General features: G+C 74.5%; 11 protein-coding genes. 2 read left to right on the top strand and 9 right to left on the bottom strand.

The window, feature by feature from the left end; all coding sequences use genetic code 11:
• Positions 1-473, top strand: a 473-nt coding sequence (locus HH311_RS32780) for a hypothetical protein (RefSeq protein ID WP_396027456.1), incomplete at its 5' end; no start/stop codon positions are given.
• Positions 474-557: 84 nt separating this feature from the next.
• Here HH311_RS32780 and HH311_RS21135 read toward each other — a convergent pair.
• The 5 genes from HH311_RS21135 to HH311_RS21115 form a co-directional block, all read right to left on the bottom strand.
• Positions 558-1217: a hypothetical protein gene (locus tag HH311_RS21135; protein WP_169185647.1), complete on the bottom strand. Its 660-nt coding sequence runs from the start codon at positions 1215-1217 to the stop codon at positions 558-560.
• Between the two features lie 344 nt (positions 1218-1561).
• Positions 1562-2527 carry an ATP-binding cassette domain-containing protein gene (locus tag HH311_RS21130; RefSeq protein WP_169185646.1) on the bottom strand — a complete coding sequence of 322 codons (966 nt, stop codon included), beginning with the start codon at positions 2525-2527 and terminating at the stop codon, positions 1562-1564.
• A gap of 81 nt (positions 2528-2608) precedes the next feature.
• The gene (locus HH311_RS21125) at positions 2609-3169 is read right to left on the bottom strand and encodes a hypothetical protein (RefSeq protein ID WP_169185645.1); all 561 of its coding nucleotides are present in this window, start codon (positions 3167-3169) and stop codon (positions 2609-2611) included.
• 112 nt (positions 3170-3281) lie between these two features.
• Positions 3282-3737 (bottom strand): hypothetical protein, encoded by a 456-nt coding sequence (locus HH311_RS21120; RefSeq protein WP_169185644.1) that lies wholly within the window; start codon positions 3735-3737, stop codon positions 3282-3284.
• On the bottom strand, positions 3737-4243 hold the full coding sequence (locus tag HH311_RS21115) for a hypothetical protein (protein WP_169185643.1): 507 nt from the start codon (positions 4241-4243) through the stop codon (positions 3737-3739). The genes HH311_RS21120 and HH311_RS21115 overlap by 1 nt, the downstream gene beginning before the upstream one ends.
• Positions 4244-4402: 159 nt before the next feature.
• Between HH311_RS21115 and HH311_RS21110 the strand changes: the two genes are divergently transcribed.
• Positions 4403-5362: an ABC transporter ATP-binding protein gene (locus tag HH311_RS21110; protein WP_169185642.1), complete on the top strand. Its 960-nt coding sequence runs from the start codon at positions 4403-4405 to the stop codon at positions 5360-5362.
• Positions 5363-5521: 159 nt separating this feature from the next.
• Here the strand turns inward: HH311_RS21110 and HH311_RS21105 are convergent, their stop codons facing one another.
• Genes HH311_RS21105 through HH311_RS21090 form a run of 4 tightly spaced genes read right to left on the bottom strand, consistent with a single transcriptional unit; the run spans position 5522 to position 9814 of the window.
• On the bottom strand, positions 5522-6049 hold the full coding sequence (locus tag HH311_RS21105; protein ID WP_169185641.1) for a hypothetical protein: 528 nt from the start codon (positions 6047-6049) through the stop codon (positions 5522-5524).
• Between the two features lie 31 nt (positions 6050-6080).
• Entirely contained in the window at positions 6081-6293 is a 213-nt protein-coding gene (locus tag HH311_RS21100; protein WP_169185640.1) for a hypothetical protein, read from the bottom strand.
• Entirely contained in the window at positions 6290-7405 is a 1116-nt protein-coding gene (locus HH311_RS21095; protein ID WP_169185639.1) for a peptidylprolyl isomerase, read from the bottom strand. Before HH311_RS21095 ends, HH311_RS21100 begins: the two co-directional genes overlap by 4 nt.
• Positions 7406-9814, bottom strand: coding sequence for an RND transporter (locus tag HH311_RS21090; RefSeq protein ID WP_169185638.1), 2409 nt, complete (start codon positions 9812-9814; stop codon positions 7406-7408).
• Between the last annotated feature and the right edge of the window lie 6 nt (positions 9815-9820).

The following is a 9820-nucleotide window of genomic DNA, read 5'->3' as shown; positions in this document are numbered from 1 at the left end:
AGCCCGCCGCCGCGCAGCCGGCCTACGCCCAGCCCGCCGCCGCGCAGCCCGCCTACGCCCAGCCGGCCACGGCGCAGCCCGCCTACGCCCAGCCCGCGACGGCCCAGCCCGCGTACGCGCAGCCGGCCTACGCCCAGCCCGCCTACGCGCAGCCGGCCTACGCGCAGCCGGCCCAGCCCGCGCCGCAGCAGGGCCTCATCGCCCGCATGCTCGGTGTCGCCCAGGGCTCCCCGTCGTCCTCGACGGCCGCCCCGGCCCCGGCCGCCCCGAAGCTCGACGCCCCCAAGGTCGACGCGCCGAAGACCGACGCCGCCAAGAAGGCCCAGTCGAAGGCCGCCGACGCCAAGAAGGACGGCACCACGAAGGCCTCCTCGGCCAAGGCCGACGCCAAGAAGGACCAGCACTCCCTGAAGGACGGCGCCAAGGACGCGAAGTCCGAGAGCAGCGGCCTGCTCAGCGGCTTCCACTTCTGAGTCCGCTCCCCCAGCGCGCGACGACGCCGGTCCTCCCCTCCGGGAGGGCCGGCGTCGTCGTGTGTGGGGCCCGTCCGTGCCGGCTCAGCGCTGCACGGTCGTGCCGGCGGGGCCGCCGGAGTGGGAGAGCTTCTTCGCGAAGCAGTCGTCGCTCGAGAACCCCTGGGCGTCGCACCAGGCGTTCGCGGCGGCCGCCGTCGAGAAGCCCTGCGGGTGCACCACGACCCAGAAGTTCCCGCCGTTGAACACCGGCCAGTCGCCCGACCACAGCATCACCGCCGACGGGTCGCGACCCTGCAGCGTCGTGAAGTGGGCGAGGATCGCGGCGTCGTCGTAGGTGATGCCGTCGGCGACCAGGCCGTCCTTCTTGGCCGACAGCTGCGGCACCCACTCGCCGACGAGCCCCTCCACGGTCGAGCGGTCCGAGGCGACCTGCGCCTCGAGCGCCGCCGACGACGAGCCCCCCGACGACGAAGGCCCGGACGACGAAGGCCCGGACGACGACCCGGACGACGAGCCGGTGGCGGAGGACGCGACCGCGGGCACGGGGACGCCGACGGTCACGGTCGGGGTCACGACCGGGGTCGTCGCCGGAGCACCGAAGATCACCGCGGGACGTGCCGCCAGCACACCCACCGCGACGAGGACGACCGCGACGACGACCGAGACGCCGGCGACGATCCACGGCACGGTCGAGCGCTGCGGGGCCGGCGCGAGCGGGGCCATCACGGGGCCGGCCGGCATCGGGTGCGGCAGCGGCGCGGCGCCGTACGCGGCGCACGAGGGCGGGGGCGTGGGACGGGGGAGCGGACGAGGACCGGGAGCCGGTGCAGCGCCCGCCATCGCCATCGGCGCCCCGACACCCGCCGGCACCGGGCGTGCCGGTGACTGCCGTTCCCCGCAGGCGACACAGAAGTGCAGGTCCGGAACCAGAGCGGCGCCACAGCGGCAGCGGCCCACGACGATCATCCCCCCGACGATCCGGCCGGGCGGTGTCCCGGCTCTTGCCGGGTGCATCTCCTCCGGACGAGCGGTTGTTACGCCACGTCGCCCACCGCGGGAGACCGTTCACACGACCGAGTGACCTCTCAGAGGAACGTGAACACGTTGTCGATCACACCCGAGAGCAGGGCGACGAGGGTCGCGACGGCCATGAGGCCGAGGACCAGGTAGACCGCCCACTGCCACGAGGTCGTCTCGCGCCGGGCGTCCTCGACCCGGTCGAGCGTGCTCCGGCTCCGGTCGTCGGTCTGGGCGAACGAGGCCCGGAACGCGAACCGCTCGTCCCAGGTGTCGGCGTCGACGACGCCCTCGAGGAGCTCGGCCGCCGGACCGCGGGCGACCACCCGGCCGGCGAGGATCACGACGAGGTCGTCGCCCAGCGCGCGGGCCATCGCGATGTCGTGGCAGGTGAGCACCATCGTCGCGTCCGTGCCGGCCCGGGCCCGGCGGATCGACTCGACGATCGCCGTGCGGTTGACGACGTCCATGGCTGCCCCAGGGTCGTCGAGGACCAGCAGGTGCGGGTCGTCGACGAACGACTTCGCGAGGGCGAGCCGCCGCCGGGTGCCCGACGAGAGCGTGTCAGGCAGCTGGTGGGCGACCTCGGTGAGGTCGAACTCGACCATCCGGCGCCAGGCCCGGTCCTCGACGACGGTCTCGTCGTAGCCGCGGGACTCGAGCGGGTAGCGCACGTTCGCCCACGCCGTCATCGACGCGAACAGCGAGCTGTCGTAGATGGAGGTCCCGCCGAGCAGCACCCCCATGCCGCGACGGAGGTCGCGGAGCTCCCGGGGGGCGAGGTCGTGGACGGGGTGCCCGTCGACGGTCACGTCGCCGGACTCGTCGTCGGGCCTCTCGAGGCCCAGCAGGATCCGGGTCAGCGTCGTCTTCCCGACCCCCGAGGGACCCATGATCACGAGGGTGCGCCCCGGGGCGGCCGTCAGTGAGATGCCGTCGAGCACGCGGTCGCCGTCGAACGACTTGCTGACGCCGTCGACCACGATCTCCGGCGCCGCGGTCAGCAGCGCGGACCCGGCCTCCCGTTTCGCCATCGCTCGTCGCTCCTCCGGGGGACGGCCCTACCCCGACAGCGAGCGCCAGCGTGCCAGAAGGGTCAACACGCTGCGACGGCGTCAGGCCTTCGCGGTCGTCCGGACGCCCACCGCACACCGGCTGCACGCGGTGAAGCCCTCGTCGCGGGCGTCGTCCACCGTGAGGGCCTCGGCGTCGTGGCCGTCGAGCACCTCGCACCCGTCGACGTGGTAGCGCATCCGACCGGGGACGACGTGCACGACGGCGGCGCCGTCCCGCGCGGTCGCCGGCTCCGGCGTCACCACGACGGGCGTCGGGGCCGGTTCCGGCGTCTTCGTCGGCGTCGGCTCGGGGACCTCGGCGGCGCCGGGCGTCGGCTCCGCGACCTCGGGGTGCTCGGCCTCGGCGGCGGCGGGCTGCGCGGGCGCGGCCTCGGCGGCGGGCGTCGCGGCGTCGGCGGTCGCGGGCTCCGAGTCGGTGGCGGCTGCCGCGGGCTCGGCCGGAGCATCGGCGGGGGCGGGGGCGCGGCGCAGCATGAGCACGTAGAGCACCGCCGCGGCGAGGCTGACGACGAGGGCGGCGCCGGCCAGCCACGTCGTGCCGGTCAGGAACGCACTGATCAGGAGAGCGGCCGCCAGGACCACGAGCACACCGATGAGCATGAGACGGAGATCCTCCTGTGGTGGCCTGGCGTCCGGAGTCACGGCATGCTATCGGCCGGTCACGGCGAGGTGACGGGCGCCCGCCGTCGACCGGGGCACCGACGACGCCGGGTCAGGCCCGGGGTGCCTGCGAGCGGGCGGCGATCCGCCCGGCCAGCGCCCCCACGACGGCGGCCGCCACGAACGAGTAGACGCAGTACAGCGGGTTGAACGTGCCCTGCAGGAACATCAGCGGCACGACGAGCAGGTAGCTGATCACTGCTGCGCCCGCACCGTGCAGCGGCGGGTTGGGGCAGGCGAGCCCCACCCGGGCGCCGGCGGACGCGAAGGCGATGACGGCGACGAGGATCAGCCAGAACATGCCGAGCAGCGGCACGTAGGTGCTGACGATCGGTTGGACCAGACCGCCGAAGACCAGGATCAGGAATCCGGTGCTGACGGCGCGGGCCACGGCACCGACGTCGACCTGCGACGCCTCGGGGCGGGCCGGCGCGCTGCGCGCCGACGCGGACGCCTTCGGGGGCGTCGTCGCACCCTTCGGGGGCTTCGGTGCGGGCTTCGACGCCATCAGGGCACCACGGTCCTCTCGGTGGACGACTCGGCCGGGGCGCCGTCGTCGCGGGGTCGCTGGAGGTAGCGGTGGGTGGGGAGCAGCACGCCGAAGACCGAGCCCGCCAGGAATCCGACCAGTGCCGGGAACACCTGCCACTGCGCGGCCGTCGCCAGCCCCACCACGGCCACCAGCCCGGCGGCGGCGAGCACGATCCGGGCCCATCCCTGCCCCAGCAGGAGCGCCACGGCGAGCAGCAGGACGAGGACCCCGAACCACGGCAGGACCGGCACGAACCAGTTGTCCTGCGCGGTGGGCGCGACGACGGTGCCGGCGCCGGCGTTGAGGGCGTCCGCCGCCGTGGCGGCGTCGGTGGGCTCCGGGGCCCCGATCCGCGAGGTGAGCAGCGAGACCGCCACCACGACCCAGCACACGACGGCGACGACGAGCTGCCAGGGATAGCGGCCGGCCCGCCAGTACCGGGAGACCGCGACCACGGGGCGCGTCACGGTGGGCGGAATCATCGACTCATGGTAGGGGACCGTTCGGCCGGGCCCGCGTCCCCCGCGCGAGGCACCGGCCTCCCCCTTCCGGACACGCCTTGACGGCGATCGCACCTCGGGACTGGTCCTCCCCCTACTGTGGCTGGCTCGCCGGGGCCGTCGGCGGGGACGGGGGACGCGATGCGGGGTCAGAGCGACCGGGCGAGCCCGACGGACGACCGACCACCGGCCCCGGAGATGCGGCTGACGGGCATCACGACCGTCATCGACGGCTCCCCCGTGCTGCACCGGCTCGGGCTCGCCGTCCCGGCCGGGGAGATCACGGTCGTCATGGGTCCGTCCGGTGCCGGCAAGACGACGATGGTCCGCCACCTCGTCGGCCTGCTCGAGCCCGACCGCGGCACCGTCGAGGTCGGCGGCCGGAACGTGTGGGAGGCGAGCCCGGAGGGGCTCCGCGAGATCCGCAACGGCATGGGCGTCCTGCTCGGCGGGTCGTCCTTGTTCGACTCGTCGCTGTTCTCGTCGTTGACCGCCTACGAGAACCTCGACTACAGCCTCAAGCACCACCGCGTGCCGGAGGCCGAGCGGAGGCGCCGCGCGATGGCACGGCTGCACGAGCTGGCCCTCGACGACGTCGCCGACGAGCGCCCCGAGACCATGCCGGCGCACGCCCGCCGTCGGCTGGGGCTCGCGAGGGCGCTCGTGACCGACTCCCCGGCCCTGATCCTCGACGACATCGACGTCTGCCTGGACGCCGCGCACTCGCACCGCATCCTCGCGGCGCTGGCCAACTGGCGGGAGCGCACCCACGGCACGCTGCTGCTCACCACCCACAGGATCGGGCTCGCCCGCGAGCTGGGCGACCACCTGGCCATCCTCGCCAACGGCCGCATCATCACCACCGGGAGCGCGGCGGAGCTGCTGGCCGGGATCGAGACCAACGAGCAGTTCGACCACCGGTTCCAGGTCTCGGACTTCCTCGGCCCGCCGCGGATGTCCGACATCGAGGCCGACGACGACGGGGCGTCGCGGCGGGGCGTGCGGATCACCGTCGACCCGCAGATGCTCCGCGCGGCGATCGTCGGGATCGTCGTCGTCACGCTGGTCGTCATGACCCTCGCGATCGCCCACGTGATCTGAGCGCGACGTCGCTGTGGTGCGCGAACGGCGCCGTTCTGGCGTCGGACGCAAGGAATGCGCCATTGCTGGCGGTTCGCAGGGGGACCGGCGAACGAGTGAACGGCGCCGTTCCGGCGTCCGACGCCAGGAATGCGCCATCGCCGGCGCTCCGGTCGGAGATCAGTCGGGCACGACCGTGGACCCGTTCGGGGCGACCGGCACCCCGGACGCGCTCACCGCGGACCAGGTCCCGCCGAACTGCCGCTGGCCGGCGCCGCGGACGTCGTCCGCGTGGACCGGGTCGCCCGGCGCTCCGTCGTTCGCGAAGTAGTAGAGCGGGTGGCCGAAGTAGGTGACCTGCTGGCGGCCGTCGGCCCGGGTGACGGTGGCGATCTGCTCGGGCTCGACGGCGTGCACGTTGCCGTCCTTCGGGCCGGGCTCGCCGAGCGCGATGTACGGGCGCCAGATCTGCGCGCAGGCGTCGACGCAGGTGGGCGTACCGGCGGTGTCGGCGGAGAACTGGTAGAGCGTGTGGCCCGCGCCGTCGGCCAGCGTCGCGCCGTAGAAGCTCGGCCGGACCTGCACCGTCGTGTCCGCGCCCGAGAGCTGCGCCGTCGGGCCCTCGTCCACCGGGTCGCCGCAGGCCGCGAGCGCGGCGAGGCCGACGAGGAGGACGGGTAGCACGGCGGCCCGCACGGTGACGGTCATGGGTCCTCCAGGTCGGGTGGGTTCGGGGGTGTCAGAGGAACGAGGCGATGACGAGGCCGACGAAGGCGACCGCGACCACCACGCAGGTCACCGAGCCGCGCAGGTAGACGCGGCGACGCTTCTGCTGGGTGCGCTCGTCGAGCGGCAGCGACGCCGCCAGCTCGCCCGCGTTCCGCCAGCCCCACACCCCGACCAGCACCAGCAGCGCGGCGGGGAGCAGGAGCCAGAGCGCACTGATCGTCACTGGCCGGGGGTCCCGCCGAGGCCGGCCGGGGCACCGTCCGGGTCGGCGGGGCGGTAGGCGTCGGCGTAGCGCACGTCCTGGCTGCGCAGCTGGTCCTGCAGCCACGAGCTCCAGGCGGCGATCTTGCGGTCGTTGGTGACGGCCTGCTTGAGGGGGATCTGCGACTGCGCGAAGTCGGCGGGCTTGCCCGGGAGGATCTGGGTGACCTCGCCGACGTTCCACCCCTGCGAGGTCTGCACCGGCCCGAACGGCTGACCCTGCGGGGCCGCGAACGCGGCCTGCGCGTACGACTGCTGCAGTTTGTCCGCCGTCACCGGGTCCCCGAGGTCGCCGCCGGCCGCCTTGGTGGCGCCGTCGAGGCTCTGGGTACGGGCGAGGTCGGCGAACGGGGCGCCGCCGCGCAGCTGGTTGAGGATGTCGTTGGCCTGGTCCTGGGTGGGCACGACGATGTTCGAGAGCTTGCGCTGCTCCGGGGTGCCGAGCCGCGCAGCGTACTTCGGGAACTCCGCGGGCAGGTCGCTGTCCGGCACCTGGACGGGGTCGGTCACCTGCTTGATCAGCTCCGCCGCGGCGTACTGCTGACGGACCTCGTCGAGCACCTCCGGCTCGGAGGAGCCGACCTGACCCAGCGCGGTGACGAACTTCTGCTCGCCGTCCGGGCCCGGCCCGTACTGCGCGCTGATCATGTCGGTCAGCTGCTGGCGGACCTTCGTGTCGGGGATGACGATGTTGCGGTCGGCCTCGGCGTTCGCCATGACGTCCGCGACCGCCATCGCCTTCGCCGCGTCCCGGCGGAACCGGTCCGCCCCGGCCGGGTCGGCGGGGGCCTGGGCGCCGTAGAGCGCCTCGATCGTCTTCAGGCGCTTGTCGTACTCGGCCGCGGTGACGACCCGGTTCCCGACGGCGAACGCGGCGCCCTCGGGAAGCGGCGGCGAATACACCGACGGGAAGAGGCCCATGAGCGTCGGGACGGCCAGGGCGGAGGCCACCGTCGCGACCGCGATCACGATCCCGACGAGCACCCGGCGCAGGCGCGTGCGTGGGGGCTTCGGGCTGCGCATCGCCTCGACGGCGGACGAGGTGACGGCGCGCGGTCGCTCGAGGGTCAGCATCTACGACACTCCTATCGACGCGGGAGCACGGGGAGCGGGCTCGGGCGCGTCGGGGGCAGTGGGGGCACTGGAGAGCGGGGTGGACGGGGGCCACACCCAGACGACGAACAGGGCAGCGGCGTACGAGAGCCCGACGGAGGCGGCCAGCAGGAGGCCGAACTCCCGCATCAGGGCGAGCGGGGACACGGCCAGGACCGCGTAGCCGATGGCCGACGTGCCGGCGGCGAGGGCGACCGCGCGCCGCAGGCTGCGGTCGGACTGCCGGACGGACTGCGACACCATGACCGTGAACTCGCAGCCGACGGCCGCGGTCAGCGAGCCGAGGGCCACCGTCAGCGGGCTCAGCGCGGTCCCGGTGGCCCACAGCAGCAGCAGCGAGCCCCCGGTCGCGATCACCGCGGCGGACACCGCGCGCAGCGCGTCGACCCGGCGGCGCAGCCCCAGGGCGAGGACCAGCCCGGCGGCCACGACCCCGGCGACGCTGGCCAGGTACCGGTCCGAGGACACCACCTGGTAGCCGCGCACGGCGACCGTCGGCAGGCCCGTCAGGTCGGCGGTCGTGCCCGGGGGCGGCGGCGGGAGCTGGGCCTTCACCTGCCCCGTCACCGTCGCGAGGTCACCGAGGTCGTCCAGCGACACGCCGTACGACATGTTCGCCACCTGGCCGTCGCCGCGCACCACCGCGCTCGTCAGCGAGTCGGGCATGAGCCGCAGCCCGGCCTGGATCTGGTCGGCTGTCGGGGTCGGCCCGAGGAAGTCCAGCAGACCGGGCAACGAGAGGACCGGGTTCATGGTGTCGCCGTGGCTGACGACGATCTGCTGGTTCGCCTTCTCCATCCACTGCCACGCCTCGGGGCTGCGCACGTCGGCGGGCGGGGACCCCGGGACGTCGGTCGCACGCAGCACCACGTTGAGCTCGCCGTTGGTGCCGATGACGTCCTGGACGTGGTCCGCGTCGGCCATCGCCGGCAGCCCCCGGGCGAGGTCCTGGATGTTGGTCTGCAGCGGCATCGTCGCCAGCAGCGCCCACCCGGCCAGCGCGAGGGCCAGCACGCCCGCGCCCACGCCGTGGCGGACCCGGCGCGACGCGGTCGGGGCCGGGACCGGCTCGCGGGGCCCGCCGTCGTCGGCGTCGGTCCCGCGGCGCACCAGCAGGGCGCCGAGCGCGACGGCGAACGCGATCCCGACGGCGAGGGTGATCCCCAGGTCCCGCACGAAGGCGAGCGGCGTGAGGGCCAGCGTCGCGAAGCTGAGCGCCGAGCCCGCCGCCACCACGAGGACGACCCGGCTGCGGGCCCGCTGCGCGAAGTACGTCGGGTAGTAGCTGCCGAGCCCGAGGAGCACCGGCAGGAAGGCCAGCACCCCGAGGGAGAGCGGGTGGTGGATCCACCCGAGCCCGGCCACCGTCATCCCGGTCGCCAGCAGGGTCACCGCCAACGGGAGCAGGCGGCGGCGCCGCCGGGTCCAGGGGACGAGGAACAGGACGAGGCCGATCGCGACGACCGCGATCGCGCCGATGACCGGGATCTGGGTGTCGACCGACTGGCCGAGGCCCGCGACGATCGTCGGGACCCCGGACACCGTGATCGTCGTGCCGGGCGGGAGGGCGGCGGCGTGGGCGGCCTGCGTGACCTGGTCGACGAGCCGCTGGGTGCCGGCCTGGTCGAGTCCCGCGCGCGGGCGGACCAGGATCGCGAGCGAGTTCGGGTTCGGGATCACGTAGTGCCAGCGGGCCTTGACCCCGCCGGTCGAGTCGAACACGACGTTCTCGACGAACCGGGGGTTCTTCAACGTGGGGAGCCCGGTCGGCAGGGCCTGGATGATCGCGGGCGCGTACCGGCTGTCGAACTGCGCCTGCGCCGCCGCGCCGGCCGCGTCGACGTCGGCGGGCGACGCGCCGCGGCGCTGGGCGTCCTGCCGCGCCGCGTTGGTCAGGCCGTCCCGGCGGCCGAGGAGCTCGGCGACCACGAGCTGGGCCTGACCGGCGATGTTGTTCAGGGTCCCGACGGGCCCGTAGAGCGCCGCGGTGTCCGGCTCGTTCCCGAGCTGGTTCTCGAGGGCGAGCACCCCCGGGAGCTGCGCCGTCTGCAGCAGCGCCCGGGGCTGCGGGTTCTCCAGGAGGACGACGATCGGGTCACCGCCGAACGACTGCCCGAGCTGGTTCAGCTGCGCGAGGGACGGATCGTTCGCGGGGAGGAACGAGTCCACCCCGGTCTCGACCCGTACCTGCGCGAGCCCACCCCCCAGGAACACCGCCACGAGCAGTCCCGCGACCACGGTGACGAGGTCGCGGCGGCTCGGGTGCAGCGCCCGCCGCCGGGCGCCTGCGGCCCGCTCGCGCACGGAGACCCGCGGCGGGGCGCCCGCGTCGTCGCGGGCTCCCCGCCGTGTGATCCAGGACATCCTCATGCGGGG

The organism is Actinomycetospora sp. TBRC 11914 (assembly GCF_012933465.1).
Classification (GTDB): domain Bacteria; phylum Actinomycetota; class Actinomycetes; order Mycobacteriales; family Pseudonocardiaceae; genus Actinomycetospora.
This window is presented reverse-complemented; position numbering and strand designations above follow the sequence as displayed.